The sequence below is a fragment of the Xylanibacter oryzae DSM 17970 genome (assembly GCF_000585355.1).
Taxonomy (GTDB): Bacteria; Bacteroidota; Bacteroidia; order Bacteroidales; family Bacteroidaceae; genus Prevotella; species Prevotella oryzae.
Map to the genome: position 1 here is coordinate 805,112 of NZ_KK073873.1, position 17,676 is coordinate 822,787.

The 17,676-nt window shown below is 38.6% G+C and carries 18 protein-coding genes; 8 read left to right on the forward strand and 10 right to left on the reverse strand.

Going from position 1 to position 17,676, the window contains the following annotated elements:
- Positions 1–22: 22 nt before the first annotated feature.
- The 5 genes from XYLOR_RS03250 to XYLOR_RS03270 all read right to left on the reverse strand — a co-directional run bounded on the left by XYLOR_RS03250 (position 23) and on the right by XYLOR_RS03270 (position 4,610).
- Entirely contained in the window at positions 23–505 is a 483-nt protein-coding gene (locus tag XYLOR_RS03250; protein ID WP_051508833.1) for a C-GCAxxG-C-C family protein, read from the reverse strand.
- A gap of 202 nt (positions 506–707) precedes the next feature.
- Positions 708–1,082 carry a RidA family protein gene (locus tag XYLOR_RS03255; protein WP_036876939.1) on the reverse strand — a complete coding sequence of 125 codons (375 nt, stop codon included), beginning with the start codon at positions 1,080–1,082 and terminating at the stop codon, positions 708–710.
- Between the two features lie 12 nt (positions 1,083–1,094).
- On the reverse strand, positions 1,095–2,288 hold the full coding sequence (ilvA, locus tag XYLOR_RS03260; RefSeq protein WP_036876940.1) for a threonine ammonia-lyase: 1,194 nt from the start codon (positions 2,286–2,288) through the stop codon (positions 1,095–1,097).
- A gap of 154 nt (positions 2,289–2,442) precedes the next feature.
- The gene (locus tag XYLOR_RS03265) at positions 2,443–3,507 is read right to left on the reverse strand and encodes an acyltransferase family protein (protein WP_051508834.1); all 1,065 of its coding nucleotides are present in this window, start codon (positions 3,505–3,507) and stop codon (positions 2,443–2,445) included.
- A 74-nt stretch (positions 3,508–3,581) separates the two neighbouring features.
- On the reverse strand, positions 3,582–4,610 hold the full coding sequence (locus tag XYLOR_RS03270) for a LacI family DNA-binding transcriptional regulator (protein WP_036876942.1): 1,029 nt from the start codon (positions 4,608–4,610) through the stop codon (positions 3,582–3,584).
- Positions 4,611–4,779: 169 nt separating this feature from the next.
- Here XYLOR_RS03270 and XYLOR_RS03275 point away from each other — a divergent pair, with 169 nt between their 5' ends.
- From XYLOR_RS03275 to XYLOR_RS03290, 4 genes are read left to right on the forward strand one after another with little or no spacing between them, the layout of a single operon-like run.
- Positions 4,780–5,712 (forward strand): aldo/keto reductase, encoded by a 933-nt coding sequence (locus tag XYLOR_RS03275; RefSeq protein ID WP_036876943.1) that lies wholly within the window; start codon positions 4,780–4,782, stop codon positions 5,710–5,712.
- Positions 5,713–5,717: 5 nt separating this feature from the next.
- Complete coding sequence (locus XYLOR_RS03280; RefSeq protein WP_036876944.1) at positions 5,718–6,641, forward strand: amidohydrolase family protein; 924 nt, start codon at positions 5,718–5,720, stop codon at positions 6,639–6,641.
- A gap of 7 nt (positions 6,642–6,648) precedes the next feature.
- The gene (gene fucP, locus XYLOR_RS03285; RefSeq protein WP_036880595.1) at positions 6,649–7,905 is read left to right on the forward strand and encodes an L-fucose:H+ symporter permease; all 1,257 of its coding nucleotides are present in this window, start codon (positions 6,649–6,651) and stop codon (positions 7,903–7,905) included.
- Between the two features lie 41 nt (positions 7,906–7,946).
- Complete coding sequence (locus XYLOR_RS03290; RefSeq protein WP_036876946.1) at positions 7,947–8,963, forward strand: zinc-binding alcohol dehydrogenase family protein; 1,017 nt, start codon at positions 7,947–7,949, stop codon at positions 8,961–8,963.
- A gap of 162 nt (positions 8,964–9,125) precedes the next feature.
- Here the strand turns inward: XYLOR_RS03290 and XYLOR_RS03295 are convergent, their stop codons facing one another.
- The 5 genes from XYLOR_RS03295 to XYLOR_RS03315 all read right to left on the reverse strand — a co-directional run bounded on the left by XYLOR_RS03295 (position 9,126) and on the right by XYLOR_RS03315 (position 14,105).
- The gene (locus XYLOR_RS03295; RefSeq protein ID WP_036876948.1) at positions 9,126–9,806 is read right to left on the reverse strand and encodes a class I SAM-dependent methyltransferase; all 681 of its coding nucleotides are present in this window, start codon (positions 9,804–9,806) and stop codon (positions 9,126–9,128) included.
- An 11-nt stretch (positions 9,807–9,817) separates the two neighbouring features.
- Positions 9,818–10,030, reverse strand: coding sequence for a 4-oxalocrotonate tautomerase DmpI (dmpI, locus tag XYLOR_RS03300; RefSeq protein ID WP_036876950.1), 213 nt, complete (start codon positions 10,028–10,030; stop codon positions 9,818–9,820).
- Between the two features lie 17 nt (positions 10,031–10,047).
- Positions 10,048–10,467 carry a pyridoxamine 5'-phosphate oxidase family protein gene (locus XYLOR_RS03305; RefSeq protein ID WP_036876952.1) on the reverse strand — a complete coding sequence of 140 codons (420 nt, stop codon included), beginning with the start codon at positions 10,465–10,467 and terminating at the stop codon, positions 10,048–10,050.
- A gap of 256 nt (positions 10,468–10,723) precedes the next feature.
- Positions 10,724–12,178, reverse strand: coding sequence for a family 43 glycosylhydrolase (locus tag XYLOR_RS03310; protein ID WP_154655748.1), 1,455 nt, complete (start codon positions 12,176–12,178; stop codon positions 10,724–10,726).
- 16 nt (positions 12,179–12,194) lie between these two features.
- On the reverse strand, positions 12,195–14,105 hold the full coding sequence (locus tag XYLOR_RS03315) for a family 8 glycosyl hydrolase (protein ID WP_245601939.1): 1,911 nt from the start codon (positions 14,103–14,105) through the stop codon (positions 12,195–12,197).
- Positions 14,106–14,419: 314 nt separating this feature from the next.
- On the opposite strand from XYLOR_RS03315, the gene XYLOR_RS03320 reads away from it, so the two are divergent.
- From XYLOR_RS03320 to XYLOR_RS13220, 4 genes are all read left to right on the forward strand, one after another.
- Positions 14,420–15,226 (forward strand): Cof-type HAD-IIB family hydrolase, encoded by an 807-nt coding sequence (locus XYLOR_RS03320; protein WP_036876957.1) that lies wholly within the window; start codon positions 14,420–14,422, stop codon positions 15,224–15,226.
- A 55-nt stretch (positions 15,227–15,281) separates the two neighbouring features.
- Complete coding sequence (locus tag XYLOR_RS03325; protein ID WP_036880601.1) at positions 15,282–15,617, forward strand: DUF3795 domain-containing protein; 336 nt, start codon at positions 15,282–15,284, stop codon at positions 15,615–15,617.
- 254 nt (positions 15,618–15,871) lie between these two features.
- Positions 15,872–16,405 carry an RNA polymerase sigma factor gene (locus XYLOR_RS03330; RefSeq protein ID WP_036876960.1) on the forward strand — a complete coding sequence of 178 codons (534 nt, stop codon included), beginning with the start codon at positions 15,872–15,874 and terminating at the stop codon, positions 16,403–16,405.
- A 108-nt stretch (positions 16,406–16,513) separates the two neighbouring features.
- On the forward strand, positions 16,514–17,617 hold the full coding sequence (locus XYLOR_RS13220) for a FecR family protein (protein ID WP_051508835.1): 1,104 nt from the start codon (positions 16,514–16,516) through the stop codon (positions 17,615–17,617).
- Positions 17,618–17,676 lie beyond the last annotated feature (59 nt).

The following is a 17,676-nucleotide window of genomic DNA, read 5'->3' on the forward strand; positions in this document are numbered from 1 at the left end:
TAATATATTTCTTTGATTATATTTACTTCAAGTTCAATTCATATGATAGAATTTTATTTGCTATCTCTATTGAATTTTGCACATGTTTACTGCATCGTAGTCTAAAGAGATCTAAATCCTTTATCTTTGCCATTCCTTCGGGTGTGCTCATGTCTAATCCATCCATCAATTCACGACAACAAATAGTGCCACAAGTGGTTTTCTTAAATTCCTCTATAAAATGTCGTGACATATCGTACGCACGTTCTTTATCTTCGATCGTTCCATCTTTCCCTCTTCCGTATTTCAATCCAATAGCCATTAAAGCCCCACTAACAGCACCACATGTTTCCTGCATATATGCAATACCGGAGCCGAAAGGGTTGGCTAGCTTAAGACAAGCATCTTTGCTTATTCCCAGATCTTCTGCAAAAACGGATAAAACGGATTGGGCACAATTATATCCATTGTAAAAGGTTGCAATACCTTCTTTTTGCTTGTTGTCTAAATTTTCTTTCTTTATCATGGTGTATATACTATTTCGAATAATATCTTACTTATGAAACCTCTTATTATATCATATTTGCCTAACTTTTTCAATAGACAAAAGTTTTGTCACTTATATTGGTATCAAAAGAGTAATCGAAAGAATAAACGTATAATAAAGAAGGTGTATCAGAAAATGCTTTGATACACCTTCTTTATATCGTTAATTAGCAAATTGTGTTTTATTTTACAGCTACACACTCAACCTCTACCAGAGCTCCTTTAGGTAATGTCTTTATTGCAACAGCAGAGCGGGCAGGGAAGGGCTGAACGAAAAACTCAGCATAAACTTCATTCATTTCAGCAAAGTTGCCCATGTCAGAAAGAAAAACAGTAGTCTTTACTACATGACTAAGATCAATGCCAGCCTCTTTCAATACATTTTGTACATTAGCCAGTGATTGACGAGTCTGTTCCTTGATACCACCTTCCACAAAATTATCTGTAGCAGGATCAATTGGAATCTGGCCTGATGTGAAAACAAATCCATTAACTTCAATAGCTTGACTATACGGTCCAAGTGCTTTTGGCGCATTATCAGAGTGTAATACTTTCATAATCTTTATATTTTAAATTAAATTAAATCCTTTATCTCTTAGTGTTTTCTTAATCTCCTCTATATGTTCTATATTCTTTGTCTCTGCTGTTACTCTCAATATGCAGGCATTAACTTTCTTGCAGGTTGCAATGCGTTCATGGTGCACACTGATAATGTTACCGCCAAGTTTGGCAATCACAGAACACACATCAACTAATTTTCCCGGTTGGTCGTCAAGTTCAAGGCCGATAGAACATAAACGCCCACTCTTTGACAATCCACGGTTTATCACACGATTAAGAATAGTAACATCAATGTTACCACCACTAACAATACAAATTATTTTTTTCCCTTTAACAGGTATTTTATTATACATCACAGCAGCAACACTAGCAGCACCGGCACCTTCGGCTACCATTTTTTCACTCTCAATGAGTCTAAGGATAGCAGCACAGATTTCGTCTTCGCTTACTGTTACTATATCATCTACATATTTAGAACAAGTATCAAATGTAATTGATCCAGGTTCCTTTACAGCTATTCCATCAGCAATTGTAGAGACAGATGGCAATTTTTCTTGCTTATGATCGTGAAGACTTTGTACCATACTTGCAGCACCTTCAGCTTGCACACCATATACCTTAATATTAGGATTAATTGATTTTACTGCAAATGCGATACCTGAAATCAGTCCACCGCCTCCAACTGGTACAACAATAGCTTCAACTTCTGGTAATTGATCAAGTATTTCAAGACCAATAGTTCCCTGTCCGGCTATTACATTCTCGTCGTCGAAAGGATGAATAAATGTATATCCTAATTCTTCACGTAGTTGTAATGCTTTCTGATACGCATCATCGTATACACCAGGTGTCAAACAAACTTCAGCTCCTAATCGTTTAGTAGCCTCTACTTTGCTTATAGGAGCACCTTCGGGGAGGCAAATCAGTGATTTTATACCCATTGATGTAGCACCTAAAGCCACACCTTGAGCATGGTTGCCTGCAGAACAAGCAATGACGCCTTTCGATTTTTCCTCTTCAGAAAGTTGTGAAATCTTGTAATAAGCACCACGAATTTTGAATGATCCTGTCTTTTGCAGACATTCCGGTTTAAGATAAACATCGCAATCCGGATTTATCTTAAGTGAATGTACAAGTTCAGTTTTGCGTAGTATCTTGCTCAAAACTAATCGTGCTTTGTAAAAATTGTCTAATTGTAGCATAGTTTTTGAATTAATGGTGCAAACTTACTCATTTTCTAGTCAAAAACATATCTTTTTAGGGATTTTCTTATCAATAAGCACTAAATTTGTTGGTGATTTTAAATCTACTTAGTTACATTTATTATTCATTAATATGCAATTTAATTACACGCTATTATAGCTTTATTCCTATAAATCTAAAGCACTTCTTTATAATCATCGCTATAATGAAACATACTGGTATACCTAAAATACATACTACGGAAAGGCCTGTAATTGGGGCAATAGCGAATAATCCTACTAAGAATGTGAATCCTACAACAACATATGGATGAATAAAATAGAACGCAAAGCTATTAGCAGACATCTTTTGAATTATACGATTTGGCTTGTTGCAAAACTTCTTATTAAAAACTAATAAAAAATAAGATATCCCAACACACATTATAGGTTCCCAAAAGGCATAGAATACAGCCTGCATATTCCAACCACCCGAAAAGTTATCCATTTTATCTCTGCAACTGCCCATCATTATGAGCATTGTTGGTATTCCAATTAATATAGCTAAAAGAAACCATGGTTTTGAGTCTTTGATATTTATCTTATCCATCCATTGGTTGTGTTGGGCAACTATACCTAGTGCATACATTCCTATATATAGTGGAAAGTAACCTAGTTGCAATCCCAAAACAGAATCTCCTGTAGGAATGATAAGCCTCACAAGAAATGCTACAGTTCCGCTTATCAACATAAAAGATATTATACCAATTGTAGATGGATTATTCCATTTGGGGATATTTATATTGGGTAACTTTTGGCAAACTACGTATAGTAATTCAAATAATAGTAATGTAAATACAAACCACATTGGACCGAGACCGAAACCTCCCCAACAACCATATATCCAGTAATTTAGTAATGGGTTGAGAATGAAAAAATATATGGCCAAAGGAATCCCCAGTCGATTAAATCTATCAATAATGAATGCCTTAGTTCCTTTCCTGTGAAAAGATAAAGGCATTAATAATGCAGAAATAAAGAAAAACAGGCTCATGAAGTAGGATTGGTTTATTCCCATTGACGCAGAAAGCAAGGCCTGGGTTAAACCTGTAGTTGTGACAGCTGCTTTATTGTACCACTCGCCTGAAGCTCCAAAAGCAATAGCAGAATGATGATAGAATACTATACATGTAAGAAAGACGCGCAATGCATCAAGATAATAATAACGAGTTTTATTCATAATTTGTGTCCTTTATCTGCAAAAGTAATAGATGTAAATGTAATAGATAAATTTTAGTGATGAAATGGTCATTATCAGTGACAAGTTGCATTTTTCTTGCTGCTTTCTCTTATCTGAAGTTGCGTAGGTACTATGATTTGTTTTACTTTAGTGTCACCTTTTATCTGCGATAATAGCAGTTCACAAGCCGACTGTCCCATCTTATAAGTTTGATGACATACAGCCGACAATTTAGGTTCCACATAATTGGCATGTTCCTCATCGGTATATCCGATTATTGCGATATCATCAGGAATCTTAAGATTATGACTCTTGATAACATCTATTGCTGCAAAGGCAAGGGTATCGTTCATAGCAAGTATCGCATCGGGTGGATTCGCCAATGACAACAACTGTTCTGTAGCAATTTTACCTTCATGATAATCTATTTTTCGGCATACCACCAACTCCTTTTCTATAGGTATCTTGTTCGCTCTCAAAGCTTCCAGATACCCATGTTTTCTCCTTCTTACAATGTCAAGATGGTTAGGTCCACCGATAAAAGCAATACGATGACTACCATTATCTATAAAGTGCTGTGTAGCCATTTGAGCAGATTTTGCACCGTCGGCAATGACTGTCGAAAACTTATCCGGCATACAGGTACGGTCGAACAGGACTACAGGCATATTGATGTCTTTAAGCGCAAGAAAATGCGAATAATCAGTTGTGTCTTGTGATAGGCATGCTATTATGCCTTCAACCCTCATATTAACAAGGTTTTCTATATTGCGCTTCTCATGTTCACTATTTTCGCTACTTGTGGTTATAATAATGAAATATCCATTAGCCACAGCTGTCTCTTCAATACCTTTTACAATAGAAGAAAAGAAATGAGTAACAATATCAGGCACAATCACGCCTATTGTGCGTGGAGCATTTTTGCGCAGACTCATTGCAAAAGGATTGGGACGGTAATTCATCTCTTTAGCCAATCTTTTTACTTTTTCGCATAGTTGATCGCTTATCTCAGGGCTGTTTTTCAAGGCCCTGGATACAGTAGGAATTGACACGCCCAACTTTTTTGCCATATCCTTCATCGAGATGTATTTTTTACTTTCCATCTGCTGCCGTAATTAGTTTAAGTGCACAAATATACAAATAAAATAAATAACAAATGTATCAGTAACTAGTTTTAACGTAATCCGTTACGTTGTCTTTTGTTTGCCATTCGATTGTATGTGTTTTGTTTATGTTTATCTTTGCGGCGTATTAACAAAATAATGAATAATTATGAAATATCATGAGATCGGAAAAACCGGTATGAAAGTATCTTCTCTTGGTTTTGGCGCTTCTTCTTTGGGTGGCGTATTCCATGACCTTAAAGAAAAACAGGGCATCGAAGCTGTTTTTACAGCCGTTGAGTCGGGCATTAACTTTATTGATGTATCTCCATATTATGGATATTACAAGGCTGAAACCGTGCTTGGTAAGGCTCTTAAAGATATTAAGAGAGACAAATATTACCTTTCTACAAAGGTTGGAAGATACGGCGAAAACGGTGTAAATACTTGGGATTATTCTGCAAAGAGGGTAACTGCCAGTGTGTATGAAAGTATGGAACGCCTTAATGTGGATTATCTGGATATTATCAATGTACACGATATTGAATTTGCAGACCTTCATCAGGTAGTAGACGAGACACTGCCTGCCCTTGTAAAGTTGAAAGAAGAAGGTGTAGTAAAGCACGTCGGTATAACAGATCTGCAACTCGAAAACTTGAAGTGGGTTATTGACCGTGTTCCCGAAGGTACGGTAGAGTCGGTACTCAACTTCTGCCATTACTGTCTGTGCGATGATAAACTTGCTGATTTCCTTGATTATTTCGAACAGAAAGGAGTTGGAATCGTTAATGCTTCACCTCTGTCTATGGGATTACTCACTGAAAGGGGAGTACCTGATTGGCATCCTGCACCAAAATCATTGGTTGAGGCTTGTACCAGAGCTGCCAAATATTGTAAGACGAAGAATTATCCTATTGAAAAACTAGCTATGCAGTTCTCTGTAAGTAATGACAGAATAGCTACAACACTATTCAGTACCACAAACCCGGATAATGTCAAGAAAAACATTGACTCAATAAATGAGCCGATAGACTGGGATTTGGTGAAAGAGGTAAGAGACATAATAGGCGATCAGCAACGTGTTAGTTGGTCTAATACATAAGAGACATGTATTATCATATTATAGACGCACATTCGCACCTGTGGCTTAAGCAAGACACTATGGTGAATGGGAAACAGATAAAGACATGCCATAATGGAAGGTCTATGTTCATGGGCGAGATGCGCCAGATGCTGCCACCGTTTATGATAGACGGAAAAAACAGCGCCGAAGTCTTTATCTCTAACATGGATTATGCTCAGGTTGAGGCTGCTGTGGTTACTCAAGAATTCATAGACGGATGTCAGAATGATTATCTTGCTGATGTAGCATTACGTTTCGGCGATAGATTCTTTGTATGTGGACTATGTGATTGTCACAAAGCTGGTTATGTAGAAGAAGTTAAACAATTGGTTGCAAGGGGATTTAAAGCCATAGCCATCCCCGGTCATAGACTGCAGACACCAGGCGGACGTATAATGTTGAACTGCGAAGAAATGGTGCAGATGTTCCATTATATGGAAGACAACGGCATTATTCTCTCCTTGGTATTAGAAGAAGGCACTACTCAGATACCTGAAATAAAAGAAGTGATAGAAGAGTGCCCAAATCTAAAAATAGCTTTGGGGCATTTTGGTATGGTAACTTGCGATGGCTGGAAAGATCAGATAATGCTTGCCCGGAATAAGAATGTCATGGTAGAGTCGGGTGGCATAACATGGCTCTTTAATGACGAATTCTATCCTTTCAAGGGAGCCGTAAAAGCAATACGTGAGGCTGCTGACCTGGTAGGAATGGACAAACTGATGTGGGGGTCGGATTATCCACGCACAATCACAGCTATAACCTATCGTATGTCTTACGACTTTATTACAAAGTCTTCTGATTTTACCGAACAAGAAAAATGTCTATTCCTTGGCGAGAATGCCCGTAAGTTCTATGGATTCGGCACATTCCCTGAGATACCTTATATTAAAAACATGTCTGAATAATAATATCATGAAAAAACAATCTTATAAAATACCTTTGGCATTGATCTTTTGCCTTTTCTTCTTATGGGCGATAAGTAGTAATTTGTTGCCTACAATGATAAGACAGTTGATGAAAACCTGCGAGCTGAATCCTTTCCAAGCGTCATTTACAGAGAGCGCATATTGGTTGGCATACTTCATATTCCCAATACCGATAGCTATGTTCCTGAAACGCTACAGTTATAAGGCCGGCATCATCTTTGGCCTGTTGCTTGCTGCATGCGGAGGCCTGCTATTCTTTCCTGCAGCGATGCTGAAAGAATATTGGGCATACCTTTGCATATTCTTCGTAATAGCAACAGGTATGTGCTTCCTCGAAACAGCTGCAAACCCATATGTTACAATATTGGGAACACCCGAAACAGCAGAACGCAGGCTCAATCTGGCTCAGTCGTTTAATGGACTAGGAGCTTTCATTGCAGCTATGTTTCTCAGTAAGTTAGTACTTTCGGGAGCAAACTATACAAGAGAAACACTCCCTACAGCATATCCCGGTGGATGGACAGCATACATCCAGACAGAAACGGATGCTATGAAACTACCTTATCTTATGCTTGCGATATTATTGATAATAGTTGCGGTAGTGTTTGTTTTCTCCCGACTGCCAAAGATCGGCGACGAAGGTAAGAGCCATGCAGAAGTGAAAGATGAGAAACTTATAGATTTCAGTGTATTGAAACATTCACATCTTCGTTGGGGCGTAATAGCTCAGTTCTTCTACAACGGAGGACAAACAGCTGTTAACAGTCTCTTCTTGGTATACTGTTGTTCATATGCAGGGATAGCCGAGAAGACTGCTACAACGTTCTTCGGCCTTTATATGTTATCGTTTTTGGTGGGCCGTTGGATAGGTACAGCATTGATGGTAAAGTTCCGCCCTCAAAATATGTTGCTTACCTATGCAATAATCAATATAATATTATGCTGCATTATTGTCACAACAGGAGGAATGGTCGGACTTTATTGCATGCTTGGAGTATCTTTCTTCATGTCTATAATGTATCCTACACAATTTTCACTTGCCCTTAAAGGACTTGGTGATCAGACCAAGAGCGGTTCGGCATTTCTCGTAATGGCTATCGTAGGCAATGCCTGTCTGCCACAGTTTACAGCTTATATCATGCACTGCAACGAGCATATATATTACATTGCATATCTAGTGCCTATGATCTGTTTTGCTTTCTGCGCATTTTACGGATGGAAAGGTTACAAGATAAAATCATAAGATAAAAATATAGAGAATTTAAAGATTTAAACATATAAAAAATGAAAGCAGTTCAAATAGTAAACCCTCATGAAATGAGAGTTGTTGATATCGACAAACCTGTATTAGGTGTCGGTGAGGTAATGGTTAAAATAGAATATGTAGGTTTCTGTGGTTCAGATCTTAATACATTTTTAGGAAGAAACCCAATGGTAAATCTGCCCATTATCCCCGGTCATGAGGTAGGCGCCGTAATAGAAAAAATAGGCGAAGGTGTTCCTGAAGGTTTTACAAAAGGAATGAATGTAACACTCAATCCATATACTAATTGCGGTAAATGCGCATCATGTAGAAATGGTCGTGTTAATGCCTGCGAACATAACGAAACATTAGGTGTACAGCGTAATGGAGTAATGTGCCAATATGCAGTATTGCCATGGCAGAAAATAATACCGGCCGAAGGAATATCAAGTCGCACATGTGCACTTATCGAACCGATGAGTGTTGGATTTCATGCTGTTTCTCGTGCTCAGGTTATTGACAATGAGTTCGTTATGGTTGTAGGTTGTGGAATGGTTGGTCTAGGTGCTGTTATACGTGCGTCTCAAAGGGGAGCATCAGTGATAGCAGTCGATATAGATGATGAAAAACTTGCTTTGGCCAAAAGGATAGGGGCTGCATATACTGTTAATTCAATGACAGAAAATGTTCACGAACGGATACAGCAGATAACAAGTGGATTTGGCGTGGATGTTGTTATTGAAGCAGTAGGAAGTCCGGCTACATATGTGATGGCTGTAGAAGAGGTAAGTTTTACGGGTAGAGTAACATATATTGGTTATAGCAAGACAGAAGTTAGTTTCCAAACTAAGTTGTTCGTTCAGAAAGAACTAGACATTCGTGGTTCAAGAAATGCTCTCCCGGCAGATTTCCGTGCAGTGATAAAGTATCTTAAGGCCGGTAATTGTCCTGTAGACGAACTTATATCCAACGAGACAGGTCCAGACGGCGCTTTTGATGCCATGAAAGAATGGGCTTCCAATCCTGGTAAAGTCTTCCGTATTCTAGTTAAATTCTAATAGAACTGAGATTTAAATATTGCCTTCAGCCTGCAGATTGACCATTGATTTATGTCTGCAAAGGTTGAAGGCAATTTTTTTTAATGTTTGTAGTATATACATTTTAGACCACGAGACCACGAGACCAGGAGACCACGAGACCGTAATAATTGTACGATTAATTTATTTTACTGCTACAATAACTCCAAATTTAAGATATTGGTACACACATTCAGATTGATCGAATCCTATTTCTTTTAGCATAGAAATAGTATCACGCACAGTACTTTCTTTATCTAAAGCCTTACGAGAAGTCCAACGATCTATTTCTTCTTTTGTAATACCACTATGTATAATATAGTCGTACCAATATTTATTGAATGTCTCATTAATAATATCAGAACTAGCATTGAACTGGTCAAGATTGAGGAAACATCCGCCTTTGGGCAATTTGTCATAAATAAGAGAGTAAAGCAAACGCTTTTCATCTTCATCCAAATGATGTATTGACAGAGCGGATGCTATCAAATCGAAATCTCCGGAAGGGAATTCTGCCGAATAGTCTGCCACATTATAAGTAAAGTTATTTTTACCATGGAAACGCACTTTGGCGATGTCAAGCATCTTTTCGGCAACATCTACTAACGTAAATTGTGCAGTCGGAAACTTCTCGTATAAATACTTTGTAAGAAGGCCTGTGCCTGCGCCAAGGTCTAGAATAGATTCGTAATCATTTTTGATTAGGGATAGTATATTGACACCAGTTTCATAATAATCATCAAAGCACGGAATGAAATATCTGCGACCTGAGTCGTATATGTCTACATCTGAATTAAATTGTCTCTTAATATTCTTTGTTTCCATTCTATTTTGTTTTAAACATCGCCTCCCTTTTTATATTCACGTTTAGTCATCTCTACGGTTTTTCCACCAAATCCCATGTTTGTATCAGGCAATTCTTTAATGGTTATCATGAAAAATTCCTGTGGAATACCCGTTACTTTAGAAGCTGTTACAGTTAAGCGACTGATTAAATTTCTCTTTTGTTCTGTGGTCAACTTACCGCATTCCATTGTAATATATGGCATAATATTTTAATTATTGATTATTTTATATTAAAATCATCCGAATGGAAGTCGCTATAAAAACGTCCCTTTGTGGCGGTAAATTTCAGCACGCAATAATCAGGGTCGCTTACTCCTTTGGGATAATATATCTCGTCTCCTTCATGCCAGATACGTTTTTTCTCTTCTGTAGTTTCCAGTACTTCTATTGTGCCAGTCAGACTAGCCCCGTGAAATAATCGTGGATTAACGAAATAGATGCTTGCTTTCGGGTTGAGTTTAAAACATTTCACTTTGTTTGATGATGTATTTGTCGTGAAATAGAATGTTCGTATTCCCTCGTGTTCACGTGGTTTCAACATTGCTTTTGTCACCGGGCAACCGTCTTCATCGATATAGCAAATAAATGCGTTGGCTGATTGTTCTGCCATGTTTTCGATCGTTTGTTCAAAGTTTCTCATGCTACTTGTTTTTAGTGTTATACTGCAAAGGTATAAAAAAAATGGATACTAATTAGTATTATGATTATAAACACTACAATATTTACCTTTGAGACCAAGAGACCAAGAGACGCCTCAAAACTTTATTAAAAAGTAAAGGGCCAGATTCATCACGAATCCAGCCCTTTATGGTTTCACTTGACCTTCTGTCATAAAGCATTATGCAATATTCAGGAAGGTAAGTTTAACCGGATAAGGATATTTATTAAACAAATGTTTATTTGAAATTCCATTTTGAATTATCAGAATTGAAATCATAAGCAGCCAGGGTAGGGTTGCAGTCACCGGCAGAATATAGCACATAATGAGTGTTCAGTCCCGGTTTACCCGGAATCCCCTTTGGCATAATCCTGTATGTGCCGTCTGTCAACTGCTCTATGCGCCACAACTGTTCGGGAGTACCGGTAAACTGAGGTACTGTTCCAACCTCTTCATCAGCTGTTGCAGTAAGGGCACGATCGGTACCTTTGATTGTAATCTTATAATAAGGTCCACCTAGATAACCTCCTGCATCCGGTACTGCGGTGATAGTCCATAACTGATTGGGACGGAACATGTAATCATTGATTCTTACACGGATATCACCCTTCGGCCAAGTCTGTATAACATCAGACAACTGTTGCTCGGGTAGCGAAACAACTGGTTCTTTGGGGTCCATTCTCCAAAATGCCTGCTGCTTCTGTTGCATGCGTACAAAGTCTACAGCTAGCTCAAGAGCATATCCACGGCGTTCTGATTGTATAGCGTAAGTACCTTCCTTAAAACGTTCACCTGCAATGGGCCATCCATTCTTCCATAGTAGCGGACGGATACCTAAAACACTGCGGCCACTTCGATTGAAATCGGCCTCATAATGGCATGACATAACTTCTACGCCATCGTCAATAATCCTGCGTCCAAAGTGACCGGGACCAACCACGCGGTCGCCGGCATTGATTACCATTCTGCCGCCACCTTCAAACATTGTTCGCCCAACATTGTCCATGTATGGTCCTGTTACAGTCTTAGACCTGCCTACTACAATATTATATGTAGAGTTCAGACCGTCGCAACATGTACCGTGAGTTCCTAGCAGATAATACCATCCGTCGCGGTAAATCAAGTCTGTGGCTTCACAGTCTATTGCGATATCAACGGGCTTATTACCTGCTACACGACTACCCGTTTTAGGATCAAGTTCAACTAGACGTATGTTGCCAAAGTAAGTGCCATATGATAACCATAAGCGACCGGTTGTTGGGTCTAGCAATAGTCCCGGGTCGATGGCATCATTATCTTCAACTCCATCAGATGCAGCTACTTCAACCGGTTCTGAAAACTTGAACGAAGGTGATTTAGGATCAAGAGTATTATTCCATATTGTAAAGATATGAGCATTATGCCCTCCGCCGAGTCCTCCACCCGAGTTACCGTATGCCATGAGATAGCGGTCGCCTATCTTGATGGCATCAGGTGCGGCACCACCACCGGGTCGGACAGCACCACCTTTCCAAGTCCATCCGTCGTCCGAAATCAAACCACCGCCACCGGTTCCGAATGTGTAATATTTCCCATCACACTCCATAATGGTCGAGGGGTCGTGGATATAAGGTTGACCTACCTGAGCCTCTGCCGACCTGGATAACATCAACATCGCTGAAACTGCGATAAATATATTGCGATAATTAGTCATTGCTTTCATATTAAAATTATTTGTAGTTAATGGTGTAATTTTTTACAGGTGCACCCTGCTCATCAATAAATCGAACACAGAAGTCGCTCATACCCGGACCATTGATAACAGCGCAGCGCAGTATGTTGCGGCCCTTATGTAATGTTACGCGTGGCGACATTCCGTCATCTTTAACCATTCGCCTGTCACCGGATAGAAGCAAAACTTCTTTACCGTTAAGCCACCACATTGAAGCTGAATTCGATCCTGCTGCTAATCTTACATTAGGAATCTCTTCGTTGCAATCTATAATAGTTACTCCCCAGAATAGCACTCCATATACTTGCTTTTTAAGTCCTGAAGCAAAGCGGAATAATTTTACATGAAACAAGTTGCTGTCAAATGCATGCCAAGCCAGTTTTTGGTTACCCACCTTTACGGTACTGCCGTCTTTAGGCACCATCGTCATCTGATTATGAAAGTATTCTTTATTGAAAGCATCACGAAGGTAAGTGTCTGTAAAACCCGAGTTTCCCCTGTTAGGCTTATTTATTGGTTCTAATAATAGCCATCTGCGGATAAAACCGTCATTATCAGGTTGAGCCTCCTGCTTGCCGATAGGCGAGAAATACTGATTGAGAGCCGGTTCCTTACCATCAGCTTGTGGTAAAATAATGCGATAGTTTCCACTAAGTTGCATAAACTGGAACAATCGTATCAGTCCATCATAATAAGCATCGAAATATCCGTCAGGTAGAGGTTCATGTTTTGCATTCCACAATCTGTCAACGAATTCCTTGCTGATACTGTTACTGCACATTAATGATACCGATGCTGTTGTAGCAACAAGTCCGATAGAGTGGCGTAGAGCCTTAGGATAGTCGCCAGCCGGTAATATCTCTTCTTTAGAAGGCAATGTTCCGTCTGTGCGATATTGGTCAACAAACTTATCAATTCCTTTTGAATAGAAAAAGTTTTGTATCTTCTCACCATATTTCTGTTGCCATTCACGATCTGCACACGACCATTGATAATCAAGTGCTATATTCATAGGCACCCGCCATGAGTCATATCTGAAAGTATTAAATACCGAATTTCTGAACTTTAACGGAGTACCATCATAATTGCTCATGTCGGGAGTCAGTCCTGTCTTCTCGTCTACAACCTTGTGCAGATATTCTCTGGCCGCAGCTGCCGCTTTCTGCCAGAAATCTGTTCTACCGTCATTAGCCCATCTGCTCCACACGTCATAAAATGCCGGTATATTATAAGAAGGGTCTGTGAACCTTGATCCGAATTTATCAGGAGTAAATGTAATCAAATAATTGTCTTTATTAAAAATAGGCATAACGCCATCCTCTCCATTCTTTGAAAAAGAACAGTTCAGAATCCTAAGAGCCTCTTTTCTGTAATTGATGCCCGTGTCATTGCCCCATCTGTTTGATGCGAATATAAGAGAGGTGATGTAATACAGTTCACCGTCAGAAGCAGAACCCTCAGAGTTTCGAGTGCCGTCAGTCTTGCAGCTCCAGGCAAAATATCCCTCTCTTGGTCCGTCTTGATGCTGCATATATTTCTTGCTCCAGCGCCAGATGCGGTCAAAAATGTCTTTTCTGTTAAATTGCACTGCAATCATCATTCCATACGACATTCCTTCTGTGCGTACATCATGATTCTTTATGTCTGTGATGTATCCCAAGCTGTCGCCAACCTCAAAATACACCTTGTGCGGACCATAAAACACATCATTGAATACTTCCTTCAGCTTGGCATCCACTTGCTTCTTACTATATCCCATCTCTACAAAGAGATTTCGATAGCTGTTTGTCTCCAATGCTCCCTTTGTCCATGGGGAATGCATTTGCGACGTGTCTGGTTGCCTGGCCTCGGCTACTAATGCCGGACATGCAATCATAATAGATAATAAAAAAAGTTTGATTGTCTTCATCGTAATCTTAGTATAGGTTATTTAATGATGCAAAATTAACAAAAATACCTAAAATATATTATAACTTTTGTTACAAGAACATTTCATTATATATCATATTTCAATATAAATAGAACATCTAATTATATATAGCCTCAATTATCTTGATTTGTCTAACCTACGATTATGATTAATTGTTTAGAGACCAAGAGACCAAGAGACCTTCGTAATTTCAAATAGAGTAATGATTTAATAATAAATGTAAGAGTATTGTAAAGTTCATGATAAAGTCGTAACTTTGCAGTCTGTACCCAAAACATGAACATTACAATCATATGAAATACAAGATGATCGTGCTCGACCTCGACGGCACACTGACAAACGAGAAGAAGAAGATAACACCCAAGACCAAAACTGCTCTGATGAAGGCGCAGCAAATGGGGGTGAGGGTAGTTCTGGCATCAGGGCGTCCCACTTATGGCATTACAGCTTTGGCCGAAGAGTTGGAGTTGCAGAAGTATGGCGGCTATATACAGGCTTTCAATGGGGGCAGAACCATAAATTGTGCTAGTGGCGAAGTTGTATTCGAACAGACTCTAGACAAGTCACTTGTTCCATTACTCTACGATGCTGCTACCGATGACGGAATGGCGATCCTTACGTATCAGGGCGAATGTATTGCCACCACGAAGAAAGAAAATAAGTATGTATTACACGAGGCTTTCATCAACAAGATGCAGGTGGTACAATATGATGACTTTCTCGCTCAAATTGTCTATCCCATCAATAAGTGCCTTATTGTAGGCGATCCTGTTCCATTGCATCAGCTGGAACTACAACTGGCTGATCAACTAAAGGGCCGCATGGATGTCTATCGTTCTGCCGGATTCTTTCTTGAGTGTGTACCGCTCGGCATAGACAAAGCCCGTTCTATCGAGCGGCTCATCAAGACGTTAGACGTCAGTAGGGAAGAGATAATAGCCTGTGGTGATGGTTATAACGACCAGAGCATGATTAGCTTTGCCGGATTGGGAGTGGCCATGGCCAATGCTTCGCGCGAGGTGCAAGATACGGCCGATTATATCACTTACTCTAACGAGGAAGACGGAGTGGCTCATGTTGTAGAAAAATTTATACTCTGAAATCTCATATTTTGATTATCACTTTACATTTATAAACTATCTGATTATGAAGAAAATCAAAGATTTAATAGCTTGCTGTGGCTTGGATTGTGAAAAATGTGATGCCCGCATCGCTACAGTAAAAAATGATAATGAACTGCGTGAAAAGACGGCTCGTAAATGGAGCGAGATGAATAATACTGCCGAGATTACTGCCCAGACAATCAATTGCATGGGTTGCCGCACGGACGGACCTAAATTTGCTTATTGCAACTATTATTGTGAGATACGCAAGTGTGTTAATGAAAAAGGTTTTAACACTTGTGGTGACTGCAAAGCATTGGATAGTTGCCAGATTGTAGGTGCCGTCTTTAAGAATGCACCGGAAGCAAGGAAAAATTTAATAGACTGATAGCTTATTATACTTTTGAGACCGAAAGACCATGAGACCAAATTTAGTGATATTCCCGTAAACCATATTAAAGTTAAGGTATACAGTCAATGGCAAATACTTGATAATCAATTTTTTAACTAAATTAATTAGGTGTAATAGACATTACACTATTTATTTGTATACCTGTAATATGATGAAAACACTAAAAAATATACGTTTTTTTTGCGTATTATTAAAATTTACTTAACTTTGCAAAATATTATGGTGGTATTATGGCTTTGGAAATAGAAAAAATAAATGCGCGAGACGAAAAGAATTGGGCAGTTCTTTTTGATATCTATTATGCGCCTTTATGTTGTTATGCTATGAATTATTTGCATGATTTAGAATTATCCGAAGATATAGTACAAGAAACACTTCTCAACCTCTGGGTTAGTGATTATGAATTTGATTCTCAAAAACACCTCACATATTATCTATACAAAGCAATATACAACAATTCTTTATATCATCTTCGAAAAACTCGTGAACATGTAGAGATAACAGATAATATGGATATGCAGTTTTCGGATGATAATTTTTCAGAAACCGTAAAGGAGGAACTCGTTAGACGGCTATATGAAGAAATACAGAAACTCCCGGAGAGGAGACGACAGGTAATGCTTCTTTCTATAGAAGGTAAGAGCGGCAAAGAAATAGCAGAAATGTTGCACATCAGTGTAAATACTGTAAAGGCCGTAAAAGCAAAAGCCATGGATTCCCTAAGAAAAGCAACAAAAGATAACCCTATTTTATTCTTTCTTTAGAGCAAAATGTCAGAGTTTTGACTATAAAAGCATCTTTTATGTCATTTTTTTGTAGTTTCAGTAATACTTTTTTTGTTTTTTGCATAATAATATAAAATTAATGAAAGTATGAAAGAATCTAAAGAGGACTTGTTTAATGCTGTTGAATCCATCGAAAAGGATGAACCGCAAAGTGATGATAAGTTGAAAGAGGTGAGTGCTTTTTACAATAGTAAGAAAGTCTCAGATCGTATTCATGCTTATCAGAAGGTTGATACGGATGCTGCTTACTGCCAATTTTTAAGTAAGGTGCATTCTTATACCACTCATTTTTATTGGAAGTATGCTGCCGTTGTGGCAGTTGCTGCAATGTTATTGATTACTTTTTTTATAGTTTATCCTCATTATACAAGACAACAACATAGTCCAGAGGTTACAGCCATGTTGAAAAAGAAGATTCCTGCATTATCTGATTCATTACCAATGATCAGACTGGCTAATGGAAAGGTCATTGTTCTTTCTAAATCCGGTCAGAGTTTGGCACAGGCAGGTTTAAGTGCAGCTGTGGGACAGAGTTCCATTGCTCTTAATGCTGAGGGCAACGATGTTCCTGTAGAGATGCTTGAACTTGTAATACCTCGTGGACGCCAGTATCAAGTTTCACTTCCAGATGGCAGTATGGTAAATCTGAATTCAGGTTCTACCTTGAGATTCCCTAATCGTTTTACTTCTAGGAGAGATGTTTATTTAAGAGGTGAGGCTTACTTTGAAGTTAAAAAAGACGGTCGTCCTTTCAGAGTTACTTGTCCGGCAGGAGCTGTAAATGTATTAGGAACTACATTTAATGTACGCGCTTATAGTAGCGATAATGCATGTATAGCCCTTTATACAGGTAAGGTGCGTTATGAGAATAATGGACATGACGTTGAACTGTCACCAGGCGAACAGATTGTAAAAACAGGTAATGAAATAAGCGTTAATCAAATATACAATAGGCATACAGCGGCCTGGAAAGATGGTCTTATTTATTTCACAGACGACAATCTTGGTGATGTAATGGATGACATTGAGAGAATTTATGATGTGAAAGTCGTATTTCAAAGAGATATACGTAGTATAAGATTCACCGGTGAGTGCAAGCGTACAGAATCAGTAGAAGATTTCATGAAAGTAATGGGATTAACTAAAGAGTTCGGATATGAAATACAAAATAAGACAATCACAATAAAATAAATCAAAAAATGAGATAATAAAATAGTGACTTAACTAAGAGATTAATTTTTTAACAATTA

Coding starts and splice junctions, on each gene's coding strand:
- XYLOR_RS03250 (WP_051508833.1), bottom strand. CDS start 505: ATGATAAAGAAAGAAAATTTAGACAACAAGCAAAAAGAAGGTATTGCA.
- XYLOR_RS03255 (WP_036876939.1), bottom strand. CDS start 1,082: ATGAAAGTATTACACTCTGATAATGCGCCAAAAGCACTTGGACCGTAT.
- ilvA (WP_036876940.1), bottom strand. CDS start 2,288: ATGCTACAATTAGACAATTTTTACAAAGCACGATTAGTTTTGAGCAAG.
- XYLOR_RS03265 (WP_051508834.1), bottom strand. CDS start 3,507: ATGAATAAAACTCGTTATTATTATCTTGATGCATTGCGCGTCTTTCTT.
- XYLOR_RS03270 (WP_036876942.1), bottom strand. CDS start 4,610: ATGGAAAGTAAAAAATACATCTCGATGAAGGATATGGCAAAAAAGTTG.
- XYLOR_RS03275 (WP_036876943.1), top strand. CDS start 4,780: ATGAAATATCATGAGATCGGAAAAACCGGTATGAAAGTATCTTCTCTT.
- XYLOR_RS03280 (WP_036876944.1), top strand. CDS start 5,718: ATGTATTATCATATTATAGACGCACATTCGCACCTGTGGCTTAAGCAA.
- fucP (WP_036880595.1), top strand. CDS start 6,649: ATGAAAAAACAATCTTATAAAATACCTTTGGCATTGATCTTTTGCCTT.
- XYLOR_RS03290 (WP_036876946.1), top strand. CDS start 7,947: ATGAAAGCAGTTCAAATAGTAAACCCTCATGAAATGAGAGTTGTTGAT.
- XYLOR_RS03295 (WP_036876948.1), bottom strand. CDS start 9,806: ATGGAAACAAAGAATATTAAGAGACAATTTAATTCAGATGTAGACATA.
- dmpI (WP_036876950.1), bottom strand. CDS start 10,030: ATGCCATATATTACAATGGAATGCGGTAAGTTGACCACAGAACAAAAG.
- XYLOR_RS03305 (WP_036876952.1), bottom strand. CDS start 10,467: ATGAGAAACTTTGAACAAACGATCGAAAACATGGCAGAACAATCAGCC.
- XYLOR_RS03310 (WP_154655748.1), bottom strand. CDS start 12,178: ATGACTAATTATCGCAATATATTTATCGCAGTTTCAGCGATGTTGATG.
- XYLOR_RS03315 (WP_245601939.1), bottom strand. CDS start 14,105: ATGAAGACAATCAAACTTTTTTTATTATCTATTATGATTGCATGTCCG.
- XYLOR_RS03320 (WP_036876957.1), top strand. CDS start 14,420: ATGAAATACAAGATGATCGTGCTCGACCTCGACGGCACACTGACAAAC.
- XYLOR_RS03330 (WP_036876960.1), top strand. CDS start 15,872: ATGGCTTTGGAAATAGAAAAAATAAATGCGCGAGACGAAAAGAATTGG.
- XYLOR_RS13220 (WP_051508835.1), top strand. CDS start 16,514: ATGAAAGAATCTAAAGAGGACTTGTTTAATGCTGTTGAATCCATCGAA.